The organism is Halomonas sp. 141 (genome assembly GCF_002810305.1).
Lineage (GTDB): Bacteria > Pseudomonadota > Gammaproteobacteria > Pseudomonadales > Halomonadaceae > Vreelandella > Vreelandella stevensii.
In genome coordinates this window covers 1-24,686 of record NZ_PINZ01000005.1, presented here as the reverse complement: position 1 = coordinate 24,686, position 24,686 = coordinate 1, and the positions used below count along the sequence as shown (strand labels likewise).

The window sequence follows — 24,686 nt, the reverse complement described above, 5'->3', positions numbered from 1 at the left end:
GCGGGTCAAAGAGAGTGACAGGTTAATAATAATCACAAAAGCCATTGCGTGGCGCGAGACAAGGCGCTTGATCGAGGTTGCTACATGGTAGAAGTAGAGCTGTCTCAACTGCCCTTCACCCTGCTGGACGAGGAGGGTCGGGATCACGTGCGCCGGGGCATGGACCTGGCCTATTTCGAACGTGATGAGGTCATTCTGGAAATGGGCCAGCCTGGCGCCTCGGTGTTCTTGATCCACAAGGGCGAGGTGGCCGAGTTGGACCCCTCGCTGCCGGCTGCCAGTGCGCGTATCGGCCACTATACGGCGGGTGACCTGTTTGGTGCGATCAGCATCCTGAATGGCAAGAGCCGCTACCGCTTTCAGGCCGAAGACGAGTGTCTGTGTTACGTCATGCCCAAGGCGCTGTTCAGCCAGCTGTGTCGGCACTACCCGGCGTTCGAGCAATTCTTCAAACAGTCGCTGTCTCACAAGGCGCGCCTGTTGACCGAAAAGCGTGCCGATGGGGGAGTCACCATGGCAGGGTTCATGTTGGCCCGGGTGAGCGAGTGCATGCGTTTGCCGCTGATGATGGATGCCCAGGCCTCTGTTCAACAGGCCGTCCAGCAGTTGAAAGACAGCCATGCCGACAGCCTGCTGGTGGCCACCGACGACGGGCCGGGCATGGTCACCAAGACGGACCTGCTCAATGGCCTGGTGCTCGAAAACGCCTCGTTGGAGACCCCGGTGGCGTCACTGGCCAATCGGTCACTGGTCACCGTTGCTCCTGGGCAGTACCTGTTTGATGCCTTGATCACCATGACCCGCCATCAGGTATCGCGGGTGGTGGTGATGGAAGAGGATCAGGTGCAAGGGGTGGTGGAGCTGACGGATGTATTGGGGTTCTTCTCCAGCCGTAGCTATGTGGTGAGCTTGCAAGTGGAGCAAGCCGATAGCCTGCCTGCCCTGGCATCGGCCAGTCAGCGCACGCCCGAGCTGGTCAAGGCGCTCATGGCCCAGGGCGTCAAGCTGCGTTTTGCCATGGACCTGCTGGCCGCGTTGAATGGCCGCATCATGAGTAAGGCGTGGACCTTGACCGTGCCCGAGCAGTACCACCCGCAAAGCTGCCTGATGGTCATGGGCAGTGAGGGGCGTGGCGAGCAGATTCTCAAAACCGATCAGGACAACGGGCTGATCCTGGCTGACGATTGCCAGTGGCCGGACGTGGCCGAGTGCATGAACACCTTGTCAGAGACGCTGGTGCAGCTGGGCTACCCGCCGTGCCCTGGCAACATCATGGTGTGTAACCCTGAGTGGGTGGGCACGGTGTCGACGTGGGAGTCGAACATCGCCAGGTGGGTGTCGGCCCGGGATGGCGACAGTCTGATGAAGCTGGCCATTTTGCTGGATGCCCACGGCGTCGCGGGCAACCCCGCGCTGCTGGACCGTGTGCGTGAGGCGCTGTTTGTGCGCTGTTCCCATGATGAGCTGCTGCTCTCCTATTTCGCCCGCGCAGCGCTGCGTTTCTCGACGCCGTTGACGCTGTTTGGCTCGCTGAAAAAGCCCCAGCACGGCATCGATATCAAGAAAGGCGGCATTTTTCCGATTGTTCATGGGGTGCGCACCATGGCGCTGGAGCGGCGCATCAAGGCGACCTCTACGCTGGATCGGCTCGATGCCTTGGCCGCTGATGGCCGTCTGGACCGCCGCTTTGCCGACGACCTGGGTGAGGCGCTGGCGCTGTTCACCGAGCTGCGTCTGAAGCAGCAGTTGCAGGAGCTGAAAAGCGCGTGCGCCCGCGATGCCGATACCGGCAAACGCACCAACCGGGTCGTGGTCCAGGAGCTTTCATCGCTGGAGCGCGACCTGCTGCGCGAAGCGCTGCACATCGTCAAGGACTTCAAGCAGCGGCTGTCCCATCGTTATCATCTGGAGTATTCGTGAGCGGAATGCGGCTATTGGATAGGCACGTGGGTCTCTTGAGCGGTTCACTGAGAACCCTGGTGCAGCGTGAAAGCGATCGACGGCGGTTCGCGGACACGCCGCATGGCTGGCTGTTTCAGCCCTATATGGGCGAAGAAGCGGTGGCGTTGGCGTGTCGTGAAAGCCAGGCTCGCCCGGGCGAGCTGCGCGTGGCCGCTGTCGTATTGACGCCGCGCCGGGTGTTGACCAGCCATGCCTGGAGCGACACGCTGACCACGAAAGGCGAACACATGCCTCATCGTCAGGAGCGAGACGACGCACCGGCTTCGTCAGTTGACTCGGGAGCTCGGATCGAAGCGTTGGCGGAGTTTATCGGTAATCGGCCCGTGGTGGGGTGGCAGTTGGATGCCCTGCTGGCGCCGCTTGGCCGGATGTTCAAGGCCTCGCTGGGGTTTGGGCTGCCCAATGCTCAGGTCGACCTGGCCAGGCTACACGCTCGTCAGCTACGCCGTTTGCATCCCCAGGCGGAGGTCGGCCCGAGCATCAACGAAGCGCTGTCGTGCTGGTGCCTGCCGCTGGCCTGGCCTTCGGTGCATAGCGAGGCCACGGCGGCGGCGCTGCTCTATCAACGCCTGCAGAGTGAGCGTCTCTTGACGGTGTAGAACGAGGCACAGCCGCCCGGTGCAGCCAAATGCAGACGATGGGTTTGTATTGGGTCGCGCCTGCGAGTCTTGTAGAATAGCCGCTGCTCCTTCACCCATCGGCAGTACAACGACCATGTTATCACCTGACTTTTTCGACCCCTCCTCGGCGACGCGTGCCACCAAAGCGGCGTCTGAACAGCAGCCTGAACTTCAGGATGCCAAACAGAAGCGCGAATTCAACAAGTTGCAAAAGCGTCTTCGTCGTGAAGTGGGCAACGCCATCATCGATTACAACATGATCGATGAGGGGGATCGGGTCATGGTATGCCTGTCGGGCGGCAAGGACAGCTACACCATGCTGGAAATCCTGCGCAATCTGCAGCGCAATGCGCCGGTCAACTTTTCCCTGGTGGCGGTCAACCTCGACCAGAAACAACCGGGCTTTCCCGAGCACGTGTTGCCCCGTTACCTTGATAGGCTGGGTGTGGAGTACCACATTCTGGAGCGGGATACCTATTCGGTGGTGAAGGAGAAAACCCCGGAAGGCAAGACCACCTGCGCGCTCTGCTCGCGACTGCGTCGCGGGTCGCTCTACGGGTTTGCCGAGGAGATCGGCGCCAACAAGATTGCCCTGGGCCACCACCGGGAAGATATCCTCGAGACGCTGTTTCTCAACATGTTCTTTGGCGGAACCCTGAAGGCCATGCCGCCCAAGCTGCTGTCCGACGACGGCAAGAACATCGTGATCCGCCCCTTGGCCTACTGCAAGGAGGCGGACATTGCCGAATTCTCACGGCTGATGGAGTTTCCGATCATTCCCTGCAACCTGTGCGGGTCGCAGCCCAATATGCAGCGTCAGATCGTCAAGGACATGCTGGCCGAATGGGACAAGAAGCACCCGGGGCGGCTGGAGAGCATGTTCAAGGCCGTCACCAATGTAGCGCCTTCCCAGTTGGCCGACCGGGCGCTGTTCGACTTCGTGGGGCTGGAAGCCAAACAGGCGGCGCTGATGGAAGGGCGCATTCAGGCGTTCAACGTGAGCTGATCGCCTGCTCCTCTTCTTCGGCCAGGGTGATGAGCCGCTGCAGGTCGAGAATATTGACCTCTCGGCCCGAGACGGCCACCACGTTCTGTTGCTGAAAGCGGCTCAGGATGCGGCTGACGGTCTCGACGGCCAGCCCCAGGTAGTTCCCCATATCGGCGCGGGACATGGAGAGCCGGAAGCTGTAGGGCGAGTAGCCGCGTCGCCGGAAGCGGTCAGAGAGGGTAATCAGGAAGCTGGCCAGCCGCTGGTCGGCAGTTTTGCGTGATAGCAGGCGCATCATGCGCCGATCATCGCGCAGCTCCTTGCTCATGCTGCGGTAAAGCTGGCCGCGCAGTTCCGGCAGCTCTTCCGATAGGGTGTCCAGGCGGTCGAAAGGAATCTCGCACACCGAGGTGGTTTCCAGGGCAATCACGCTGCCGGGATACTGCTCCTCATCGATACCATCCAACCCTACCAGCTCGCTGGGCAGATAGAAATTGGTCAACTGGTCGTTGCCGTTGCCTTCGCTGGTCACCTGTTTCAGGCTGCCGGAACGTACCGCATAGACGCTGGTGAACGCATCGCCCTGGCGAAACAGCGGTTCGCCCTTCTTGAGCGGTGCGCGGCGGCGGATGATGGCGTCGAACTGGCTCATATCCTCCAGCTCCAGGGCGAGCGGTAGGCACAGCGAGCTGAGGCTGCAGGTCTGGCAGCGCGCCTCTTGCAGCAGTGAACGTCGTTGGCTGGCAGGATATGGCATGTTGTTCTCCCTTTTCATTAGCCATCATAGGGTCAGGGGGTGGATGTCTCAAGGTGCCGTTTATACGATCTTCGAGTAGCGTTGCGATGACTGGGTTTGCAGGCGCGCATCGAACGCCATGGCCAGGTGGCGAATCAGCAGCCGCCCGGTCGGCGTTGCCCGCAGGCGGTTCCCTTCGCGCTGCAGCAGGCCATCCCGCTCGGCAGGCTGCAGATGCTCCAGCGCACTGGCGAAGTAGGCAGGCGCGTCGATGTGCCAGCGCTGGCCAACGCTGGCCAGGTCAATTTCCATATCGCACATCAGGCGCTCGATGACGTCTCTCCGTATTAGGTCGTCCTTATTTAAACGTACTCCTTTGACGGTTGCCAGCCGACCTTCATCCAATGCCGCTTCATACGCGGCCAGCTGGGTGGGGTTCTGGGCATACAGATCATCGATACGGGAAATGGCCGAAACGCCCAGGCCAATCAGGTCGCACTGGGCGTGGCTGGAGTAGCCCTGGAAGTTACGCTGCAGAGTGCCCTGGCGCTGTGCCTGGGCGAGGCTGTCGTCCGGGCGGGCAAAGTGGTCCATGCCGATATGCACGTAGCCTGCCTGAGTGAGCATCTCGATGGTGGTGCGCAGGATCGCCAACTTCTCGTCGGCGCTGGGCAGGTCTGTTTCGCTGATGCGCCGCTGGGGGGCAAAGCGGCTGGGCATGTGGGCGTAATTGAACACCGACAAGCGGGCCGGGTTGAGGTCGATGACCTGGCCAAGCGTGTCGGCAAAGCTCTGCTCGGTCTGAAACGGTAGCCCGTAAATCAGATCCAGATTGAGGGAACGAAAGCCCAGCCGATGCGCTTCGTCCATCAGGGTTTCGGTCATGACCTTGGGCTGCACGCGGTTGATGGCCGCCTGCACCCTGGGGTTCAGGTCCTGGACGCCCAGGCTGAGGCGATTGAAACCCAGCGACTGCAGGTGGCGCAGGGTAAAGACATCTGCTTCGCGGGGGTCGATCTCGATGGCGTAATCGCGGTCAGGAGCGTTGGAGAGCCCAAATCTCGCGTCCAGCCTGTCTACCAGGTCGCTCATTTGCGCCAGGGTCAGGAACGTTGGGGTGCCACCGCCCCAGTGCAGCTGCTGCACGGGCCGCCGAGTATCCAGATGGCGAGAGGTCAACACCATTTCACGATCGAGGCGCGATAGGTAGGGTTCGGCCAGCTGGGTATTCTTGGTGGCGATCTTGTTGCAGGCGCAGTAGAAGCAGATCTTGCGGCAAAAGGGCACGTGCACGTACAGGGAGAGCGGCCGCTGGCTGGCATTGCTGCGCGCCAGGGCTTCAGTGACGTCGTCGGCACCGATGTCTGCGTCAAAGGAGAGTGCCGTAGGGTAGGACGTATAGCGTGGGCCGCTGGTGTCGTAACGGCGCAGCAGGGCCTCGTCCCAGGCAGGGGTCTCGGCCGCTGCGAGGTGAGGAGGTACGGTGGCAGCAGAGGCAAGGGGCATGAAGAGACGCTCCGTGGTAACAGGGCAAAGTAGCCAGGTGGCGGGCCACCGGCCGACATATGCCTGCATGCTAAGGCATCGAAGCGGGCAAAGCGTTGAGCTATATCAAGCTATGGGTGGAGGGCCGTCGGCAGCAGCGACCACAGTTGCCACAGGGCAAAGCCGATGATGGTCAAGGCGGCCACGGTACGCGTGGCGGGGTGGCGAATGAGCTGGCCCATCTGGCGAGCCGCCAGGCCGGTGGCCAGCAGGGCTGGCAGGGTGCCCAGTCCGAAGGCACCCATCAGCAACGCGCCCTGCTGCGGGTCGGCCGTGGCCAGACTCCAGGCCAGCATGGAGTACACCAACCCACAGGGTAGCCAGCCCCAGATCGCGCCCAGGGCGAAGGCCTGGGGTAGGTGCACGACGGGCATCAACCGTCGGCCCAGAGGTTCGAGATAGCGCCACAGGTAGCGCCCGGCGGCCTCGACTCGGAGCAGGCCTTTCCACCAGTTGGCGATGTACAGCGCCATCAGAATCAGCATGACCGCCGCCACCACCTGCAGGCCCACTCGGGCGGCTGGGGAGAGTGCGACCAGCGTGCCCAGCGCGGCTACCAGCGCACCGGCCACCATGTAGCTGAGAATGCGCCCCAGGTTGTAGCTCAACAGCAGCCCGCCCAGACGAGCAGGGTGGCGCATGCTGGGCGGCACGGCGAAGGTGAGGGCGCTCATGATGCCACCGCACATGCCGATGCAGTGCGCCCCGCCCATGAGGCCAAATACCCAGGCCGCCAGCAGCGGCGGCAGGTCCAGCCCGGTCGGGTTCATGGCGGGGGCTCTTGGTCGCGAGGCGGCCTGGCCCTGTTTTTTCGCTCGGCGCGCTGTTCAGGCGTCAGGTCGTTTTCGTCGTCATCGAACAGGATGCGGTGGGCAGGGCCTTCCAGGTCTTCGAACTGGTCGTGCTTCACCGCCCAGAAGAAGGCCCAGACCGCGAGGCCGAGCAGGATCAGCGATAACGGAATCAACAGGTACAGAATGCTCATGCAGTCACCGGTTTGGCGGGGGCGATGCTGGGGGGTGGAGCACTGCGCCAACGCGATAGACGCAAGGCGTTGCCCACCACCACCAGCGAGCTCAACGACATGCCGATGGCGGCCAGCCAGGGCGGAATGAGCCCCATGGCGGCCAGCGGCAAGGCTGAGAAGTTATAGCACACCGACCAGATCATGTTTTGCCGCATGATGCGGCGGGTGGCCTGGGCAATATCCACGGCATCGTGGATACGCATCAGGCGCGGGCTCATCAGTACCGCATCGGCGCGGGTACGCGCCAGGTCGGTGGCACCGTTCATGGCAATCGCGACATCGGCCCCGGCCAGCACGGGCACATCGTTGATGCCATCGCCAATCATTACCACCCGTTCGCCCTGGGCCTGCAGCTCGCGCAGCCGGTTCAGCTTGTCCTCAGGGGACTGGCCCGCGTGCCAGGTCTCGATATTGAGCTGATCGGCCAGGCTTTCCACGGCTTCCCGGGTATCCCCGGAGAGCAGCTCCACCGCCAGACCGCGTGCTTGCAGGGCCGCCACGGTTTGCGCGGCGTCTTCCCGAATGCCGTCATGCAGCTTGAACCAGGCGCGCGGCTGGTGATCTTCGCTCAGCAGCAGCCACTGCCCGCTGCCCGGCACCGCGATGCTTTGCTGGCTGGCGAAGTCGGGCTTGCCCAACCGCCAGACGGCTCCATCGAGGGTGCCCTCCAGGCCGCTACCGGTATGGCTCTTCACATGGCGTGCCTGAAGCGTGGCATCGCGGAAGGGGCGGAAGGCGCGGGCGATAGGATGCTCGGAGTGGGCCTCCAGCGCGGCGGCAATGGCGCGTAGATGCTCGCTATCGTGATGCCCCAGCGGTTGGGTCTGGGTGAGCTGCATTTCACCGCGGGTCAGCGTGCCGGTCTTGTCGAAGATGACGCGGGTAACGTTGGACAGCGACTCGATGGCATCGGCGCGGGTAATCAGCACGCCCCGCTGGCGCAGCTGGCCGTGGCCGGCGGTCAGCGCCGTGGGCGTGGCCAGAGCCAGTGCACAGGGGCAGGTGACCACCAGTACCGATATCATGATCCAGAGCACTCTCGACGGGTCGATGATCCACCAGGCGACCGTCACACAGACCGTCACCAGCAGTAGCCGAAGGACGAACAGGTGGGCCATGCGGGCGGCCATTTGCGCCAGGCGGGGGCGGCTGGCAAAGGCGCGATCGGTCAGGTCGACGATGCCTGCTACCCGAGCCGTATTGCCAGGGTGGGTGACGCGCATGGTCAGCGGGTTTTCCATGTTCTGGCTGCCGCCCACCACGCTATCGCCGATGCGCCGGGTCACCGGCAAGTACTCGCCGGTCAGCATGGATTCGTCGAGGCTGGATTCGCCCTCTTCGATCACGCCATCGGCAGGGACGCCGTGGCCTGGCTTGATCAATACGCGGTCGCCAATCGCCAGTTCGCTGGCAGGCAGAATACGCTCACTGCCATCCGCCTCCAGACGAATGGCCGAGACCGGCAGTACGCCGCTCAGCGCATTGCCGCTGTGGCCGCTACGGCGCCGCGCGCGGCCCTCCACGTAGCGGCCAAACAGCAGAAAGAAGGTGAACATGGCCACGGAGTCGAAATACACCTCGCCGACATCGAACAGTACCGCGTAGCTGCTGGCCAGGTAAGCGCCGCCAATGGCCAGCGAGACCGGCACGTCCATGCCCAGCACGCCGCTTTTCAGGTCGCGCAGGGCATTGCGGAAAAAGGGCTGTGCCGAAAACAGCACCACTGGCGTTGCCAGCGCAAACGAAAGCCAGTGGAACAGGGCATAGAAGTCGGCGCTCAGCTCCCCTGGGTCCGACACATAGATCGGTATCGAGAACATCATCACCTGCATCATGCCCACGGCGGCTACGATCAGACGGCGCACGTTCATGCGCTCTTCGTGTTGCAGGCGTGCCTGGGCCTGATCGGGCTCGTAGGGTTGGGCGTCGTAGCCAATGCTGGCCAGCTCGGCAAACAGCTGGGAGAGCTTGATACGTGTCGGGTCCCAGCATACGCGCAGGCGGTGGTGCGACAGGTTGACTGCGCTGGAGCTGACGCCTTCCAGGGCGTTCAGGCGGTGTTCGATGAGCCAGGCGCAGGCGGCGCAGGTAATCCCCTCTACGGCCAGGGTTGCCCGCAGGTGGCCTTCATCCCCTTCCGGGTGGGTGAACTGGGCCTGCAGCGCGGGGTCGTCGAACACCGACCAGGTGTCTGATTTGCTGGCCTGACGCTCGTCGGGGCGCTCCGGTAGCTCGGTGCGGTAGCGGTAGTAGCTCTCCAGGCCGCCTTCCACAATGGCGTGGGCGACCGCTTCGCAGCCGGGGCAGCAAAGCGGCTGGGGCGCTTCGTCAATGATGATCTTCCATGGTGCCCCATCAGGCACCGCGCTGCCGCAGTGGTAACAGCTGGCTAGAGATGCATTACTCATTCGCTCTGCGTGCGGCCTCCGGGTAGAAGGGCGACACTCTCTTCATTGGGGAAGCGCGCCTCACCGATCAGCCGCCAGTCGGCTTCGGTTTGCTGGGGCTGCAGCTGAATGTACCAGCGGTAGCGCAGGTTGTCGGGGCCCTGGGTGATGTAGCGGCCTTCGCGCACGTGCTGCAGCACGAACTCCTGGTCACGGTCATCCTGGGTCGGGAAGATCAGCGTCAGGTAGAGGGTCTCCGGGCGGTCGTCGCCGGTCAGGTCCAGCACGATATCGCTGGTGAGCGGATCGATGCGCAGCTCGGCGGAAAGCCCCAGCTCGTTGGCACGCTCCTGCTTGGCCAAAATCATGTTGATGGCCTTGCCGTGTTCGTAGTAATCCTCCTGGACCACCATGCCGTCGGCAGTCTTGACCGACAGTACGGCAAAGGTAGTGCTGACCACGATGGACGAGGAGAGCAGTGCCAGCAGGAACCATGGCCAGAACTGCTTGTACCAGGGCTGAATCGGGGTGTCGGACATGGGGGCTTATCTCCTAACGTCGCCCAGGAAACGTGTCTCACGCTCCGAGCGAATGGTGTTGTCTTGCTGAGACTGCAAGATAAAGGTAATCGATTGGCTGGGCTCTCGCAGCTCAGCGGGGTCGGCCAGGACGGTCACGATCTGGGTGCGTGTCTCACCGGCAGGCACTTCGATCGATGTGCGGTCCAGGGAGAGCGTCTCGAGCCCGGTCACGCTCAGCTGATAGGTGTGGGCCCTATTGTCCAGATTGCGAATCGTCAGGTTGTAGACGTTGCTGACCTGACCGTCTCGCGTGATCTGGTAAAGCTGGGTGCGCTCCCGCTCGGCCTCGAAGCCCAGCGGCATGCGGTCGTTCACCGCCCAGGCAAACGTGGCGATCATGACCAGCAGCGCGGCCAGATAGCCCAGCAGGCGGGGGCGCAGCACATGGCTCTTCTTGCCTTCCAGTGCATTTTCCGTGGTATAGCGAACCAGCCCGCGCGGGTAGCCCATGCGATCCATGACGCTGTCGCAGGCATCGATACAGGCGGCGCAGGTGATGCATTCGTACTGAAGGCCGTCGCGAATATCGATCCCCGTGGGGCACACCTGCACGCACAGCTCGCAGTCGATACAGTCACCGTATCCTGCCGCCTGAGCCTGGGAATGGGTGAGGGTTTTCTTGCGGCTGCCGCGCGGCTCTCCCCGGGTGGCGTCGTAAGAAACGATCAGCGTATCGCGGTCGAACATGACCGACTGAAAGCGAGCGTAGGGGCACATGTAGATGCACACCTGCTCACGCAACCAGCCCGCATTCAGGTAGGTGAACACCAGGAAAAAGCCGACCCAGAAGTAGGACCAGCCGTGGGCCTCCAGCGTGGGCAGCTCGATCACCAGTGAACGAATGGGCGTGAAATAGCCCACGAAGGTCACGCCGGTGGCCAGAGCGATCAGCAGCCAGGCGCTGTGCTTGGCGGTCTTGCGCCACGCCTTGCTGGCATCCATGGCCTGTTGGTCCAGCTTGATGCGTTGATGGCGGCTGCCTTCGATACGATGTTCCAGCCAGATGTACAGGAAGGTCCAGACGCTCTGGGGGCAGGTATAGCCGCACCAGACGCGACCAGCAAACACCGTGATGAAAAACAGCCCAAAGGCACAGATGATCAATAGCCACGAGAGCAGCACGAACTCTTGCGGGTAGAAAGTCGCCGCAAAGATATGAAACTCACGCCCGGGCAGGTCGAACCATATGGCCGGTCGATCCCCCCAGTTCAACCAGGGAAGCAGAAAGAAGGCCATCATCAGTGCCCAGTTGGCGCTGCGCCGAACCTTTTGGAACAGACCTTTGATTTCACGCACGTAGATGTGCCGCCGCTTGGCGTACATCTCCTGGGTCTCGGTCTGGCCAGGCGTGTGGTGCCCAACGGTGGGCGGCGTAATATCGTGGCTAGGTATTTTTTCCATGGCGGTGATCGCAGCTCAGTGAGGCAGACGTGGGCGGCAGCCGAAGGGTGGTCGCTGGCGTAGTAGCGTTATGCCGTGTCGCTAAACCTGTTTCGATAAATCTGTGTCGATAAACAATAGTGTAACGGATCGCCGAACGGCTGAGCGGTTGCTGGATGTAGAAAGGGTGCGGTATGAGACCGCACCCTTGGTGCACGCTGGCGTCAAACGCCTGATAACGGGATCAGTCGCGGAAGCGCAGGCTGTACACGTACGCGGCCACCAGGTGGACGCGCTCTTCACCAATGTACGCCGCTTGAGCAGGCATGTGGCCGTTACGACCATTGCGCAGCGTTTGGCGAATGGAGTCGGCAACGCTCTGACCCGGTGCCTGATACAGCCAGATATCGTTGGTCAGGTTGGGCGCGCCGAGTGCCGTGTTGCCGGTGCCGCTAGGTGCGTGACAGGCAGCACAGGCGGCCAGATACGTGCTTTCACCGCTGGCGGCGCGCTCTTCGTCGTGCTCCAGGTTGGAGAGCGACAGCACGTACTGGGTCAGGTTCTCGATGTTGTTTTCACCAAGCTGCTGCCAGGAGGGCATCAGGCCGTTACGACCATTGTTCAGGGTCGCGAGAATGTTCTCGGGCTCGCCGCCATACAGCCAGTCGTCGTTGGTCAGGTTCGGGAAGCCGTAGCCGCCCTGGGCGTTGGAGCCGTGACACACCGCGCAGTTGTTCAGGTAAATGCGCTCGGCTACCTGCATGGCCTCGGCATCCTGTGCCAGCTCGGGGATCGGCACTTCCTGGTACTGAGCAAAGATCGGTGTGAAGCGCTCGTTGGCCTGCGCCACTTCCTCTTCCCACTGACCTTCCTGGGTCCAGCCCAGCACGCCCGCATAGTTGCCCAGGCCTGGATAGAGCACCAGATAGCCCAGCGCAAAGACCACGGTCAGGATGAAGAGCTTGAACCACCACTGGGGCAGGGGATTGTCGTACTCTTCGATGCCGTCAGCCGCGTGGCCAGTGGTCTCTACATTGCCATCAGCATCCGGGGTCTTGTCGGTGCGGCGGTTGGTCATGAGGATCCAAACGCTCAGCGCAATCGTGCCCAGAGTGATGACGATGATCCAGGCGCTCCAGAAGCTGGATAGGGAGTCACCCCATAAGTTATTCATCTATTCTTATCTCCCCTGTCGTGGCGGGAATCCGCTTCGCCCTCTGGCGAAGCATGCTTGTCACGGGTCGGTTGCTTATCGTTTTCATCGTCGGCAAAGGGCAGGTTGGCCGCTTCATCGAAGTCGGGTTTACGCCGCTTGGAGTAGGCCCAGAAGAAGATGCCTACGAAAGCGACAATGAGAATGAACGTGATAAGTCCGCGGAAAGTTCCCGTATCCATAACTTAACGAGTGCCCTCGAGCACGGTTCCTAGCTGTTGTAGATAGGCCACCAGTGCAGTGATTTCCTGCTGGCCGCGTACTTCGGCGGTAGCGTTGGCGATATCTTCATCGGTGTAGGGAACGCCCAGCTGACGCAGCACGCGCATCTTGCGCGGCGTTGCTTCGCCATCCAGGGTGCGCTCGAACAGCCAGGGGTAAGCCGGCATGATGGACTCGGGCACGACATCGCGTGGGTTGTACATATGGGCGCGGTGCCAGTCATCGCTGTAGCGGCCGCCTACGCGCGCCAGGTCTGGCCCCGTACGCTTGGACCCCCACAAGAAGTTGTGCTCGTACACCTGCTCACCGGCCACGTTGTAGTGACCGTAGCGCTCGGTTTCGGCGCGGAACGGGCGAATCATCTGTGAGTGGCAGCCCACGCAGCCTTCGCGGCGGTAGATGTCTCGACCTTCCAGCTCCAGAGCGCTAAGCGGGCGCAGCCCTTCCACGGGCTCCGTCGTATCCTTTTGAAAGAACAGTGGCACGACTTCGGCCAGGCCGCCAAAGCTGATCGCAACCAGGATCAAGACGGCGAGTAGGCCAACGTTCTTTTCGACAATCTCATGTTTCATTGGTCTGAACTTCCCCGGTTTAAGCGGCTTGTGGTGCCGAGTAGCTGATGGCTTCACGACGCTTGACGGTCATGTACACGTTGAATGCCATGATCAGCATGCCGACGATCCAGAACAGGCCGCCTATCAGGCGAACGAAGTAGCCTGGCCCGCTGGCCTCGACAGACTCAACGAAGGTGTACATCAGCGTGCCGTCGGCGTTGATGGCGCGCCACATCAAGCCCTGCATGATGCCGTTGACCCACATGGCGGCGATGTACAGTACGGTACCGATGGTGGCCAGCCAGAAGTGCACGGCGATCAGGCTGGTGGAGTACATTTCGGTGCGACCGAAGACCCGCGGGATCAGGTGGTACATGGAGCCAATGGTGATCATCGCTACCCAGCCCAGCGCCCCGGAGTGCACGTGGCCGATGGTCCAGTCGGTGTAGTGAGACAGCGCGTTGACGGTCTTGATGGCCATCATCGGGCCTTCGAAGGTCGACATGCCGTAGAACGACAGGGCCACGACCAGAAAGCGCAGGGTCGGGTCGGTGCGCAGCTTATGCCAGGCGCCCGATAGGGTCATCATGCCGTTGATCATGCCGCCCCAGGAGGGAGCCAGCAGGATGATCGACATGATCATGCCCAGCGACTGCGCCCAGTTGGGCAGGGCCGTATAGTGAAGGTGGTGTGGCCCTGCCCACATGTAGATCATGATCAGCGACCAGAAGTGAACGATGGACAGACGGTAGGAGTAGATTGGACGCTCGGCCTGTTTCGGCACGAAGTAGTACATCATGCCCAAAAAGCCTGCCGTCAGGAAGAAGCCCACCGCGTTGTGGCCGTACCACCACTGCACCATGGCGTCCACGGCGCCCGCATAGATCGAGGTGGAGTACATCATGGTGACGGGAATGGCGGCGTTATTGACGATGTGCAGCACGGCAACGGTCAGGATGAACGCAGCAAAGAACCAGTTGGCCACATAAATATGTGACGTGGAGCGCTTCTTGACCGTCATCAGGAACACGATGGCATAGCTGATCCAGACAACGGCAATCAGAATATTGATCGGCCATTCCAGCTCAGCGTACTCTTTCGTGGTGGTGTAACCCAGTGGCAGAGTCACCACGGCGGAAAGAATCACCGCCTGCCAACCCCAGAAGGTGAACGCGGCGAGCTTGTCAGAGAACAGTCGCGTCTGACAGGTACGCTGAACGACGTAATAGGACGTCGCGAACAGCGCCGAGCCACCGAAGGCAAAGATGACGGCGTTAGTGTGTAACGGACGAAGACGCCCGAAGCTAGTCCAAGGTAAGCCGAGGTTCAGTTGCGGCCAAACCAGCTGTGCGGCGAGGATGACGCCAATCGTCATGCCTACGATGCCCCACACAACGGTCATGATCGCGAACTGCCGAACTACCTTGTAATTGTAGGTCGGGTGTTCCAGTGCTGTGCTCATTTCATGTTCCCATCGAACGCGGTTAGGGGGTAACCCGTAGCAGTGTGCATGCGCATTTTGCCCGGGTGCGGCCACCCGCTTGATGATGCAGGTCAAGATCCGGTCTAGATTCTAGCGCAGCCGAGGCATAAGCTGAACACGCCAATGGATGTAACGCTGAATTAACAGGAGTTGCCGTTGTCTCACTACGCTGGTTTGGGGTTCGAATGCCTGACCCCAGAGGCATTATCGGAAAAGGTTGCCAGCCCCGCTGTTCAGCGCTTTAACGTGGAAGGTTATGGGCCAGTGAGCGTTTCTGGCCTGCCGAGGCAGGGCCGTGTGCTGCTGATGCACGGCGCTGGCGCCGGGCACTTATCCGACTTCATGCGTCAATTTGCCGCGACGCTGGCGCAGAATGAGGTGCAGGTATGGGCCATCGATCTGCCCTACATGCAGCAAATGAACGAGCAGGGCAAGCGCCGCCCGCCACCGCCCGTGCTGAAAAGCGTGGCCTGTGTCACTCGTTGGTATTCTCTAATCGCGCCGCTGAATCCGCTTCCTTTGTGGGTGGGCGGCAAGTCCATGGGCGGACGCCTGGCGTCGTTGTTTGCCAGTGAGCAGCCGTGCCCGGGCGTGATTGCCGTGGGGTACCCGTTTCATCCGCCGAAAAAAACGGACATGCTGCGTACAGAGCACTTTGCGTCGTTGAGCTGTCCAATGCTGGTCATTCAGGGGGAGCGAGATCCTTTTGGCACCCGTACGGAGGTGGAAAGCTACTCTCTGCCCGCTAGTGTACGGGTCGAATGGCTGGCCGAGGGGGACCATGATTTCACACCACGCAAATTATCCGGCCTCGAACAAAAGGTTTTGATTGACGAGGCGGCCCGGATTGCGGCATCCTTCGTCCGCGCTCAGGGAGTGGAAGTCGGTGATACGTGCAGCACACTGGTTTAAATGCAAAATTTAAACGTCTTGTGTTGACATTTGAACAGGCTTCTGTAGAATGCAGCGCCACGTGACCAGCGGGTGGTTAGCTCAGTTGGGAGAGCACCAGCCTTACAAGCTGGGGGTCACTGGTTCGAACCCAGTACCACCCACCATTGACATGGTGCCCTGGAAACGTAAGCAGCAAGTGATGCATTTGTGGACCGGTAGTTCAGTCGGTTAGAATGCCGGCCTGTCACGCCGGAGGTCGCGAGTTCGAGTCTCGTCCGGTCCGCCATCATCGCTCAATGCTGCAAACCTGTTATCGTAATTCGGACCGGTAGTTCAGTCGGTTAGAATGCCGGCCTGTCACGCCGGAGGTCGCGAGTTCGAGTCTCGTCCGGTCCGCCACGATAACTTGAAGTAGTCGATTGATCAGCCAACGGCTATCAATGATCGGGTGGTTAGCTCAGTTGGGAGAGCACCAGCCTTACAAGCTGGGGGTCACTGGTTCGAACCCAGTACCACCCACCATTCAAGCAGCGTGCATAGCGACTGAACCGCTTTGACAACGCCCTTGCACTGGCCTTGAAGTGCCTTAACGTGGACCGGTAGTTCAGTCGGTTAGAATGCCGGCCTGTCACGCCGGAGGTCGCGAGTTCGAGTCTCGTCCGGTCCGCCATTAAGCACTTATCGGTTATTCATGTGCATGCAAGCACGTCGATAAAACCGAACACATTCCAAAAGCCCGGATCCTTGATCCGGGCTTTTTTGTCGTTTCTATTTCCAGATGCCTATGTTCAGGCGCGCATGACGCCGTTTGTCACGGCGTCATGCGGTGCTCAGTGGTCAGGCGATAGCGCTGACACCGGCTTTGGCGATCTGGACGTCCTGGTCCGGCTTGACGCCAGAAATGCCGACGGCACCCACGACCTGGCCATCCACGATGATCGGTACGCCGCCGGACAGCAGCCCCTGCAGCGGTGCCGAGACAAACGCCGTACGACCCCCGTTGATCATCTCCTCGAAGACTTGCGTCTCCTTACGGCCCAATGCCGCGCTGCGCGCTTTTTGGGTCGCTACTTCGGCGCTGAACGGGGCAGCGCCATCCAGACGGCGCAGGGCCAGCAGGTGGCCGCCATCGTCGGTGACGGCAATGGTCACTGGCCAGCTGTTGTTGTCGGCTTCTTGCTGTGCGGCGTCCAGTACTTGAATAACGTCGGCTTGGCCCAGAACGGCTTTGGTTTGCATCAAAGTATCCTTCTTATCATGGGGGGTGAGGCGCGGCGCCTGACGGGCAAGGCGTGATGCCAGGGGCCGCGAGTATCGAGGTTATACCAGGGCAGCGTCGACGACTTCTACCCAGTGGCGGACTGGCGTGCGATTGGCACTGGCCAGATGCGTCTGACAGCCGATATTGGCGGTCACGATCACTTCGGGGTTGCCTGCTTCCAGAGCATTGAGTTTGTTGTCGCGCAGCTGGGTGGCGAGCTCCGGCTGCGTCACCGAGTAGGTGCCTGCCGAACCGCAGCACAGGTGGGCATCCTTGACCGGGGCCAGCGTAAAGCCGAGTTGGCTAAGCACGCTTTCCACCGCGCCGTTGAGCTTCTGGGCATGCTGCAACGTACAGGGGCAGTGGAATGCCAGACGCTGATGCTCCTTGAGCTGCAGGGTCTCCAAAGGCTCGTCGCGCAGAATCTCGACGATATCCCTGGCCAATGCGCTGACCCGGCGGGCCTTTTCGGCGTAGGCAGGGTCGTCCTTGAGCATGTCGGCATACTCTTTGACGAAGGCGCCGCAGCCGCTGGCGGTTTGCACGATGGCTTCGGCCCCTTGCTCGATGTGAGGCCACCAGGCGTCGATATTGGCGCGCATGCGCTGGCGACCGGCTTCCTGTGCATTGAGGTGGAAATCGATGGCACCGCAGCAGCCCGCTTCGCTGATCGGTGTGACGCTGATGCCCAGGCGGTCGAGCAGGCGCGCCGTGGCTGCATTGGTGTTGGGCGACAGGCCTGGCTGCACGCAGCCTTCCAGGATCAGCACCTTGCGGGCATGGCGCTGGCTGTCGGGTCGCTGGCCTGCATCGACCGGTGCGGGCGGCATTTTGCTGCGCAGCTTGCCAGGCACCAGCGGTTTGAAGGTTTGCCCCAGACTCAGCAGCGCCTTGAAGCGCTTGGGGTCCACCAGCATTTTACGCAGGGCGTAGCGTTGGGCGCGTTCGGCGGCTGAGCGGGGCACGCGGCGCTCGATCTCGGCGCGCCCTATATCCAGCAGCTTGTGATACTCGACGCCCGAGGGGCAGGTGGTTTCACAGTTGCGGCAGGTCAGGCAGCGGTCGAGGTGCAGGCGAGTCTCTTCGGTGACCTGGTCATCGTCATCGCGGCTCTCCAGCAGCTCTTTCATCAGGTAGATACGCCCGCGTGGCCCGTCTCGCTCATCACCCAGCAGCTGGTAAGTGGGGCAGGTGGCGTTACAAAAGCCGCAGTGTACGCAGGTGCGCAGAATGCGCTCGGCTTCCTGAATATGCGGTTTCTGGCGGTCGGCATCGGTAAAGTGCGTCTGCATGTCAGCTCTCCTGATTAAAATGCCGCATAAAGACGACCAGGATTGAAAATGCCGTGGGCATCCAGTTCGGCCTTCAGGTTGCGATGATACTTTTCCACGACTGAATTCAGTGGCGTGAACGGTGACTCCGCACCGCCCTGATGATGCGGGGTGTAGCAGGTGGCGTGGCCGCCTGCCTGCTGGCAGGCATCGCGCAGGGTTTGCGCGGGCAGTGGGGTTTTCACCCAGCGCTGGCTGCCGCCCCAGTCGTAGAAGATATCGCTTTCATCGACGGCCAGTGCCAACGGCGGTGTATGGGGGGGTAGCGACAGGCGCCACAGAGCTTGGCCCTCGGCCAGGTTGAAAAAGGCGTGTTGCAGGTCGCGTAGCTGCTGCCAGAAGTCTGCCGAGAGGGCGTCGCCGCCCAGCCGTTCCCTGGTCGCCTTGACCGAGCTTTCGCCGCCTTCCAGGCGGATGAACAGCTCGCCCGCGTGCCAGGCTGCAGCGGTGATCGGCAGCGGCTGGCGGCCCAGCTCGGAGAGCTTCGCCAGGGCGTCTTCCAGACCCATGGAGAGGCGCAGGCTATGGCTGGCGGTGGGAATCGGCAGCACCTTGAAAGAGATATCGGCCAGTACGCCCAGCGTGCCCTGAGCGCCGGTCATCATGCGGGAGAGATCGTAGCCCGCCACGTTCTTCATGACTTCGCCGCCAAAGCGCAGCAGTTTGCCTTCCTGAGTGATCACCCGCGTGCCCAGCACGAAATCCCTGGCAGCCCCGGCCCAGGGGCGACGGGGGCCGGACATGCCAGTGGCGACCGCACCGCCAATGGTGCTGGCTTCGCCAAAGATCGGTGGCTCGAAAGGCAGCATCTGATGCTTCTCGGCAAGTGCTGCGTTCAGCGCGTCAAGCCGTGTGCCGGCCCGCACGGTCACCACCAGCTCCACGGGGTCGTAGGAGACGATGCCGCGATGGGCCGCGACATTGAGCTCCGCGCCTTCTGCCGGGCGGCCATAGAAAGCCCGGGTGTTTCCCGCCACGATGCGTAGCGGGGTGCGCTCGGCGTAGGCGCTGCGCACCTGTTCGCACAGTTCAGCGGCGATATCCTGGTCAGCGTGTATCGCTAGTTCGGTCATGGTCGGTCCTTGTGGCATCAGAAGCGTGGCAGCTCTGGATGCGGTAACTCGTTGTTATGTACATGCATGGCGCCAAATTCGGCGCAGCGCGCCAGGGTCGGAATGTTCTTCCCCGGATTGAGCAGCCGTTGCGGGTCGAAGGCCGCTTTCAGAGCGTGAAAGACCGTCAGTTCGTCGGGCTGAAACTGGCTGCACATCTGATTGATCTTCTCGCGCCCCACGCCGTGCTCGCCGGTAATCGAACCGCCTGCGGCAACGCACAGCTCCAGGATCTTGCCACCGACGTCTTCCGCCAGGGCCAGCTCACCCTCTTTGTTGGCATCGAACAGAATCAGCGGGTGCATATTGCCATCGCCCGCGTGAAACACGTTGGCCACGGCCAGACCACTCTCCTCGGAAAGCGCGGCAATGCCCTTGAGTACCCGGGGCAGCTCGCGGCGGGGGATGGTGCCATCCATGCAGTAGTAGTCCGGTGACATGCGGCCTACCGCCGGGAAGGCGTTCTTGCGCCCGGCCCAGAATTTGGCGCGCTCGGCTGCGTCCCGGGCCTGTTGAATATGGGTGGCCCCTGCCGTTTCCAGTACCCGGCGCACGGTCTCGCAGTCGTCGTCCACGTCTGCTTCGACGCCGTCCAGCTCGCAGAGCAGAATGGCTTCGGCATCCACTGGATAGCCCGCCTTGATGAAGTCTTCTGCGGCCTGAATGGCGAGCTTGTCCATCATTTCCAGGCCACCGGGAATGATCCCTGCGGCAATGATGTCACCCACTGCGCGGCCTGCCTTTTCGATATCGTCGAAGCTGGCCATGAGAACCTTGGCGGTTTCCGGCTTGGGCAACAGTTTGACGGTAATCTCCGTGACCACCCCCAGCATGCCTTCGGAGCCATTCATCAGCGCGAGCAGATCAAAGCCTGGCGCATCCAGCGCTTCGGAGCCCAGCGTCATGTGCTCGCCTTCGATGGTCAGTACGTCCACGCGCAGCACGTTATGCACGGTCAGGCCATACTTGAGGCAGTGCACGCCACCGGCATTTTCGGCGACGTTACCGCCAATGGAGCAGGCAATCTGGGAAGACGGGTCGGGCGCGTAATACAGGCCATAGGGCGCCGCCGCCTCGGAAATCGCCAGGTTGCGAACGCCGGGTTGTACCCTGGCCAGACGGGCATCGGGGTCGACGCTGATGATCTGATTGAAGCGCGACATGACCAGCAGCACGCCTTGTTCCAGGGGCAGGGCGCCGCCGGAAAGCCCGGTGCCTGCGCCGCGGGTCACCACCGGTACGCCCAGGGCGTGACAGCGCTTGAGCAGGCCTTCCACTTGGGCCAGCGTTTCCGGCAGGGCGACCAGCATGGGCAGCACCCGATAAGCCGCCAGGCCATCGCATTCGAATGGGCGCAGGTCTTCTTCGCGGTGCAGCAGGGTCAAGGTAGGCACAGCGCTTTGCAGGTCGCTGAGCACCTCGGCTTTATCACGGTGGACGAGCTCGCCATCGAGGCGCTCGTCGAACAGGATATTCATCGCGACATCCTTCATTTTTATCGTTGAACAGAGCAGCAGGTTGCCGCCGCTTGACGCCAATCTGAGCTTTTTTCAGGCGCCTGTCCAGCCTGTGGTGCAGTGGTCTGACCAGTAATTGGTCGATAGTCGCAAGGTTCGTGGCATACTCACCCCAAACAGCTACTTGGTCTTACCGCCAGGAGGCGTTATGGCTCAAGCAGAGAGGAGGGCAAGTGGTACTCAACAACGACGATATCGCCATGGGCAAACGCACGCCCGAGCACGTGGCGGCCAGGCTGGAAGAGCTGATTCTCGAGGGAGTCTTTCGACCGGGCCAACTGCTGCCTTCCGAGCGGCGGCTATGTGAGCGTCTGGGCGTTTCTCGTGCCTCCCTGCGTGAGGGGCTGAGGATCTTGCGCAGCAAGGGCATCATCAACACTCGCCAGGGCCATGGTTCCACCGTGGCGTCTCTGTTGCCGAGCCAACACCAGAGCCCGCTGATGCATCTGTTTCGTGACCATCCACGGACGCTGTTCGACCTGCTGGAAGTGCGCGCGCTGCTGGAGGGCGAGTCTGCCTATCTGGCGGCTCGGCGTGGCACGTCCATGGACCGCGTGCTGATCACACGCCGCTATCGTGACATGGCCGAATACGCTGCCCAGACGGATACCCTGGAAGTCGAACAGTTGGCGCGACTGGACCACGCGTTTCATCTGGCCATCTCCCAGGCCTCCCACAACCCCGTGCTGGTGCATACGCTGCAGGGGCTGACCGATCTGCTGCTCAGTTCGGTCTTTGCATCGGTCAAGCACCTCTACCACCGGCCCGGCCCCAGAGAGATGATCAATCAACAGCACGCACGCCTGCATGACTCGGTAGTCAGCGGCCACGCCGAGCAGGCGCGGCAGATTGCGCTGGAGCACCTCACCAGCATCAGTGAATTGCTGAGAGAGCTGGAGGCGGAGCACGATCGCCTGGAGCGCTCCGCCATGCGCCTGGAACAGTGGCAGTAATCGTGACACTCTTCATGAGCGAATAACCAACAAAAGGAGCGTTACGTGGCCATCTATCAATTTGGCGAGCATCGGCCCGCTATTCATGAAGACGTATACATTGCCGACACGGCGGACGTCATCGGTCAGGTTACCCTGAAGGCACGCGCCAGCGTGTGGTATCAGGCGGTACTGCGCGGCGACAGCGATCATCTGGAAATCGGTGAAGAGAGCAACATTCAGGATGGCGCCGTACTGCACGCGGACCCCGGCTACCCGCTGAAGGTGGGAAAGGGGGTGACCGTCGGGCACCAGGCGATGCTGCATGGCTGTACCGTGGGGGATGGCTGCTTGATCGGCATTCAGGCGGTCGTGCTCAACGGCGCCGTGATTGGCGAGAACAGCCTGGTAGGCGCAGGGGCCTTCATCAAGGAAGGGGCGGTCTTTCCGCCAAACTCGCTGATTGTCGGCTCACCTGCCAAAGTGGTCAGGGAGCTGTCGGCAGAGGCGGTGGAAGCGCTGAAGCTGAACGCACAAAGCTATGTGATACGGGGCAAGCAGCACGCTGACTCGCTCAAGCGCATCAATTGAGCTTGCATGTACCTGAAAACGCCCACCCCCAGGCGTGGCCTGGGGGTGGGAGAGGGTGTCTGAGCCCAACTGAGGTTACATCAGCGGGTCAGTGATACCCAGCACGTAGAACGCGACCAGCGCGATGATGCCGGCGAATATCAGGTAGTAGATGGTCGGAATGATCGTTTTACGAATCGTGGTGCCTTCGCGACCCAGCAGGCCAACGGTTGCCGAGGCAGCGACCACGTTGTGAATCGCGATCATGTTACCCGCTGCAGCACCCACCGCCTGAAGTGCGACCATGGCGGCGGTTGAGAGTCCCAGGGTTTGCGCAATGCTGAACTGGAACTCGGCCAGCATCAGGTTGGAAATCGTATTGGAACCGGCGATGAAAGCGCCCATGGCGCCCACGGCGGGAGCAAAGAAGGGATAGACACCACCCACGCCGTTGGCGACGGCCTGGGCCATCATGACGGGCATGGAGACCAGGTCTGCGCCATTGACGCCCGAGTTGATCAGGATGCGCACCATCGGCACGGTGAAGATGAGTACGAAACCCGCACCAAAAATGGTCTTGGTGGACTCTGAAACCGCAGCGCTCATCTGACGCGGATTCATCTTGTGCAGGAAGTAGGTGATGAACACCACGGCTAGAATGATGCCGCCCGGCAGGTAGAGCGGCTGGAGGCCGCCGCTGACGCCGGTTTCACCGAAAATGTTGGTCCAGTTCAGGTTCACGGAAGTCAGTGCCACACGCAGGGGCTCGACGGTACGGGAGGCCACCAGGAAGATCGCCAGCAGTACATAGGGGATCCAGCCTTTGAGCGTCGAAATCGGCGTCTTGCCTACCACGTCATCCAGCTTGATCTGCAGATTGCCGATCCACTCGTCCGGCCAGGAGGTGGCTTCCGGGAAATCCCAGGTGTCTTTCGGCAGCAGGAACCCTTTACGCGTGGCGGGTACGACAATGGCCAGACCGACCATGGCACCGATCATCGAGGGGAACTCTGGCCCCAGGAAGACGCCTACCAGCATGTAAGGTACGACGAACGCGATGCCCGTGAAAATGGCGAACGGAGCAATGGACAGCCCCTCTTTCCAGGAGCGGTTGGCGCCAAAGAAGCGCACCATGATCAGCACTAGAATCAACGGCATGAGGATACCCACGATGCCGTGAGTGATCGCCGTGGTGCTGGTGACCTGTTGGAAGAAGGCTTCCCAGGTGGAGCCGTTGGCTTCCAGCTGCGCCGTGATACCGGCACGGTCCAGGCCGCTGCCTACGCCCACTACAATCGGGGTGCCCACTGCGCCAAACGATACCGGGGTCGACTGAATCATCATGCCTACCACGACGGCTGCCAGCGCCGGGAAGCCCAGGGCGACCATCAGCGGTGCAGCCACGGCGGCAGGAGTACCAAAGCCTGAAGCACCTTCGATAAAGCAGCCAAACAGCCACGCGACGATCAGCGCCTGCACACGACGGTCCGGGCTGATGCCTGAAAAGCCGTTACGAATGGCCGTGATGCCACCGGAGTGCTTGAGGGTGTTCAGCAGCAGGATGGCGCCAAAGATGATCCACAGCAGGCCAGCGGTCTGGATCAACCCTTGAACGGTGGATGCCGCGACACGGCTGAACGACATGTCCCATGCGGTCAGGCCGATAATGGCGGCGGTGAAGAAAACGATCGGCATCGCTATCTTGGCGGGGATTTTAAAGCCTATGAGCAATATCCCTGCCAGCAACAGCGGCAGAAATGCCAGAAGAGCTAATATATTTTCATTCATGGGAGGAACGGCCCCTTGTTATTGATTTGGTATGCTCCGCGAAAGCCAACGCATCATTTTCAATGATAGTTGGGACAGCGTGAAAGATACGGTCAGGCGCCCGGAATGACTATGTTGGAAAATTGGTCTTACCAGTGAAGAGGGCTTTTTTTATCCTGGTTCATGGCATTTTTTTAGTATCAAGTAGTTGTTATTCATTGCTTTTTTAATGCTTTTAGAAAGCCCCGTGACGATATTGTTATTAGACTAATAGACAGTTCAGTGACAGCGGAAAAAGGCAGTACACAGAGAAGGGCACTCTATGCCTATCGCAGGGACTGCGACAACGTAGCGCGTAGGCGCAATCTTTACCTCTTTTCAGGAGTCGTTCGACCATGGCCATCACGCTTTATCGAACATCGCGAAAAACCTCGTACTTCTAGTGCGAGGATGGATAGCGAGGGGCGCGAGAGCGCCCCTAGTCCGGCCTCGATTGTTGCTCAATATACTGCTTGACCATGCTCAGGGGGGCGCCTCCGACACTTCCCGCAAAGTAGCTTGGACTCCACAGCGAGTTCTTCCGGTAGGCGGGCTGCACCAGTTC

Annotated in this window: 23 protein-coding genes and 5 tRNA genes; 11 read left to right on the top strand and 17 right to left on the bottom strand. The window is 61.2% G+C overall.

The window, feature by feature from the left end:
* Positions 1-84: 84 nt before the first annotated feature.
* From CWI66_RS03860 to ttcA, 3 genes are all read left to right on the top strand, one after another.
* Entirely contained in the window at positions 85-1,920 is a 1,836-nt protein-coding gene (locus CWI66_RS03860) for a DUF294 nucleotidyltransferase-like domain-containing protein (protein ID WP_100730972.1), read from the top strand.
* 26 nt (positions 1,921-1,946) lie between these two features.
* Entirely contained in the window at positions 1,947-2,561 is a 615-nt protein-coding gene (locus CWI66_RS03855; protein WP_332868030.1) for a DNA polymerase III subunit epsilon, read from the top strand.
* Positions 2,562-2,676: 115 nt separating this feature from the next.
* The gene (gene ttcA / locus CWI66_RS03850) at positions 2,677-3,588 is read left to right on the top strand and encodes a tRNA 2-thiocytidine(32) synthetase TtcA (protein ID WP_100730970.1); all 912 of its coding nucleotides are present in this window, start codon (positions 2,677-2,679) and stop codon (positions 3,586-3,588) included.
* On the opposite strand, the gene fnr is transcribed toward ttcA, so the two are convergent.
* From fnr to ccoN, 11 genes are all read right to left on the bottom strand, one after another.
* Complete coding sequence (gene fnr, locus CWI66_RS03845) at positions 3,575-4,327, bottom strand: fumarate/nitrate reduction transcriptional regulator Fnr (protein ID WP_100730969.1); 753 nt, start codon at positions 4,325-4,327, stop codon at positions 3,575-3,577. The two genes, ttcA and fnr, sit on opposite strands and share 14 nt — an antisense overlap.
* 60 nt (positions 4,328-4,387) lie before the next feature.
* Positions 4,388-5,812 (bottom strand): oxygen-independent coproporphyrinogen III oxidase, encoded by a 1,425-nt coding sequence (hemN, locus tag CWI66_RS03840; protein WP_100730968.1) that lies wholly within the window; start codon positions 5,810-5,812, stop codon positions 4,388-4,390.
* Positions 5,813-5,922: 110 nt separating this feature from the next.
* Entirely contained in the window at positions 5,923-6,621 is a 699-nt protein-coding gene (locus CWI66_RS03835; protein ID WP_016916181.1) for a sulfite exporter TauE/SafE family protein, read from the bottom strand.
* Positions 6,618-6,836, bottom strand: coding sequence for a cbb3-type cytochrome oxidase assembly protein CcoS (gene ccoS, locus CWI66_RS03830; RefSeq protein WP_016916182.1), 219 nt, complete (start codon positions 6,834-6,836; stop codon positions 6,618-6,620). The genes CWI66_RS03835 and ccoS overlap by 4 nt, the downstream gene beginning before the upstream one ends.
* Positions 6,833-9,286 (bottom strand): heavy metal translocating P-type ATPase, encoded by a 2,454-nt coding sequence (locus tag CWI66_RS03825; protein ID WP_100730967.1) that lies wholly within the window; start codon positions 9,284-9,286, stop codon positions 6,833-6,835. Before CWI66_RS03825 ends, ccoS begins: the two co-directional genes overlap by 4 nt.
* Positions 9,283-9,804, bottom strand: coding sequence for a FixH family protein (locus CWI66_RS03820; protein WP_081136287.1), 522 nt, complete (start codon positions 9,802-9,804; stop codon positions 9,283-9,285). Before CWI66_RS03820 ends, CWI66_RS03825 begins: the two co-directional genes overlap by 4 nt.
* Before the next feature lie 6 nt (positions 9,805-9,810).
* Entirely contained in the window at positions 9,811-11,247 is a 1,437-nt protein-coding gene (gene ccoG / locus CWI66_RS03815) for a cytochrome c oxidase accessory protein CcoG (RefSeq protein WP_100730966.1), read from the bottom strand.
* Between the two features lie 223 nt (positions 11,248-11,470).
* Positions 11,471-12,400, bottom strand: a complete 930-nt coding sequence (ccoP, locus tag CWI66_RS03810; RefSeq protein WP_081136284.1) for a cytochrome-c oxidase, cbb3-type subunit III — start codon at positions 12,398-12,400, stop codon at positions 11,471-11,473.
* A complete protein-coding gene (locus tag CWI66_RS03805; RefSeq protein ID WP_039181513.1) occupies positions 12,397-12,621 on the bottom strand; it encodes a CcoQ/FixQ family Cbb3-type cytochrome c oxidase assembly chaperone in 225 nt (74 codons plus the stop codon). Before CWI66_RS03805 ends, ccoP begins: the two co-directional genes overlap by 4 nt.
* A gap of 3 nt (positions 12,622-12,624) precedes the next feature.
* Positions 12,625-13,233, bottom strand: coding sequence for a cytochrome-c oxidase, cbb3-type subunit II (ccoO, locus tag CWI66_RS03800; RefSeq protein WP_016916188.1), 609 nt, complete (start codon positions 13,231-13,233; stop codon positions 12,625-12,627).
* Positions 13,234-13,252: 19 nt separating this feature from the next.
* Positions 13,253-14,677 (bottom strand): cytochrome-c oxidase, cbb3-type subunit I, encoded by a 1,425-nt coding sequence (gene ccoN / locus CWI66_RS03795; protein ID WP_081136282.1) that lies wholly within the window; start codon positions 14,675-14,677, stop codon positions 13,253-13,255.
* Between the two features lie 318 nt (positions 14,678-14,995).
* On the opposite strand from ccoN, the gene CWI66_RS03790 reads away from it, so the two are divergent.
* The 6 genes from CWI66_RS03790 to CWI66_RS03765 all read left to right on the top strand — a co-directional run bounded on the left by CWI66_RS03790 (position 14,996) and on the right by CWI66_RS03765 (position 16,262).
* On the top strand, positions 14,996-15,610 hold the full coding sequence (locus tag CWI66_RS03790; RefSeq protein WP_332868028.1) for an alpha/beta fold hydrolase: 615 nt from the start codon (positions 14,996-14,998) through the stop codon (positions 15,608-15,610).
* Between the two features lie 70 nt (positions 15,611-15,680).
* Positions 15,681-15,756: transfer RNA gene (locus CWI66_RS03785), tRNA-Val, on the top strand.
* A 45-nt stretch (positions 15,757-15,801) separates the two neighbouring features.
* Positions 15,802-15,878 (top strand) — tRNA-Asp (locus CWI66_RS03780).
* 36 nt (positions 15,879-15,914) lie between these two features.
* Positions 15,915-15,991, top strand: a tRNA-Asp gene (locus CWI66_RS03775).
* 47 nt (positions 15,992-16,038) lie between these two features.
* Positions 16,039-16,114, top strand: a tRNA-Val gene (locus CWI66_RS03770).
* A 71-nt stretch (positions 16,115-16,185) separates the two neighbouring features.
* Positions 16,186-16,262: transfer RNA gene (locus CWI66_RS03765), tRNA-Asp, on the top strand.
* 167 nt (positions 16,263-16,429) lie between these two features.
* Here the strand turns inward: CWI66_RS03765 and CWI66_RS03760 are convergent.
* The 4 genes from CWI66_RS03760 to glcD all read right to left on the bottom strand — a co-directional run bounded on the left by CWI66_RS03760 (position 16,430) and on the right by glcD (position 20,774).
* Positions 16,430-16,831: a heme-binding protein gene (locus CWI66_RS03760; RefSeq protein WP_081136279.1), complete on the bottom strand. Its 402-nt coding sequence runs from the start codon at positions 16,829-16,831 to the stop codon at positions 16,430-16,432.
* 81 nt (positions 16,832-16,912) lie between these two features.
* Entirely contained in the window at positions 16,913-18,145 is a 1,233-nt protein-coding gene (gene glcF / locus CWI66_RS03755) for a glycolate oxidase subunit GlcF (protein WP_100730965.1), read from the bottom strand.
* A gap of 14 nt (positions 18,146-18,159) precedes the next feature.
* Complete coding sequence (glcE, locus tag CWI66_RS03750; protein WP_100730964.1) at positions 18,160-19,257, bottom strand: glycolate oxidase subunit GlcE; 1,098 nt, start codon at positions 19,255-19,257, stop codon at positions 18,160-18,162.
* Positions 19,258-19,274: 17 nt separating this feature from the next.
* Positions 19,275-20,774: a glycolate oxidase subunit GlcD gene (gene glcD / locus CWI66_RS03745; RefSeq protein ID WP_100730963.1), complete on the bottom strand. Its 1,500-nt coding sequence runs from the start codon at positions 20,772-20,774 to the stop codon at positions 19,275-19,277.
* Between the two features lie 212 nt (positions 20,775-20,986).
* On the opposite strand from glcD, the gene glcC reads away from it, so the two are divergent.
* Together glcC and CWI66_RS03735 are read left to right on the top strand one after the other, a co-directional pair.
* The gene (gene glcC / locus CWI66_RS03740) at positions 20,987-21,766 is read left to right on the top strand and encodes a transcriptional regulator GlcC (RefSeq protein WP_100730962.1); all 780 of its coding nucleotides are present in this window, start codon (positions 20,987-20,989) and stop codon (positions 21,764-21,766) included.
* A gap of 45 nt (positions 21,767-21,811) precedes the next feature.
* Positions 21,812-22,336 carry a gamma carbonic anhydrase family protein gene (locus tag CWI66_RS03735; protein ID WP_100730961.1) on the top strand — a complete coding sequence of 175 codons (525 nt, stop codon included), beginning with the start codon at positions 21,812-21,814 and terminating at the stop codon, positions 22,334-22,336.
* A gap of 75 nt (positions 22,337-22,411) precedes the next feature.
* On the opposite strand, the gene CWI66_RS03730 is transcribed toward CWI66_RS03735, so the two are convergent.
* Entirely contained in the window at positions 22,412-24,103 is a 1,692-nt protein-coding gene (locus CWI66_RS03730) for an L-lactate permease (RefSeq protein WP_100730960.1), read from the bottom strand.
* Between the two features lie 457 nt (positions 24,104-24,560).
* On the bottom strand, positions 24,561-24,686 hold a 126-nt coding region (locus CWI66_RS03725), incomplete at its 5' end, for a transposase (protein WP_198517439.1).